This window comes from Candidatus Clostridium helianthi (genome assembly GCF_045310795.1).
Classification (GTDB): domain Bacteria; phylum Bacillota; class Clostridia; order Clostridiales; family Clostridiaceae; genus Clostridium; species Clostridium helianthi.
In genome coordinates, this window is record NZ_JBJIAB010000112.1 from 1 (window position 1) to 740 (window position 740).

General features: G+C 30.3%; 1 protein-coding gene. It reads left to right on the forward strand.

The features are described 5' to 3' along the window. Positions 1–116: 116 nt before the first annotated feature. Positions 117–740, forward strand: a 624-nt coding sequence (locus ACJDTP_RS27405; RefSeq protein WP_406763005.1) for an IS110 family transposase, incomplete at its 3' end; no start/stop codon positions are given.

The window sequence follows — 740 nt, forward strand, 5'->3', positions numbered from 1 at the left end:
TTAGCTGGTTGGGTTTCCCTTCGGGAATTACCCGTGTCACAAACAAGGTTATAAGCTATCTGACAGAGTGGAAGTTCTATTCTATATCTAAAATTTAATTTAAGGAGATATATACAATGTCTAATTTTTTTTATAGTCCTGTAATAGGAATTGATGTTTCAGCTGATTTTTCATATACTGCAATACTCGCACCGAATGGTGATATTTATAAGAAGTCATTTAAAATAAAGCATGATCTCAATGGCTTCAACCACTTAGTTAATGAAATAAAAAAAGTGGAAGAAGAGTTTAACATGAAAACTGCAATTTTCATGGAGTCCACTGGCGTGTACCATTTATCTCTTTTCCACTATCTTAATAAATATTTCGATAACACATTTGTTATCAATCCACTCGTTACTAAGTCTAACAAAAATGGCGACATAAGAAAAGTGAAAAATGATAAAAAAGACGCTTTATCTATTGCAACAATAGGAAAATTTCAAAACATTAAGTTATCACAACAACTTAGCCTTGATATTTTTCTTCTGAAAAATCTTGTAAGAGAGTATTACAAACTTACAGATACTAGCTCTACTTTTAAGAAAAAATTATCCGCTGATTTAAGAGTTATTTTTCCTGGCTATAATACTATATTTTCAGATTCAACATCTAAAAGTTCAATTGAGCTTTTAAGTCAATATCCAACGCCACAATCAATTTTAGAGGCACCTAAGGAAAATATAATTAAGATTTTCCTT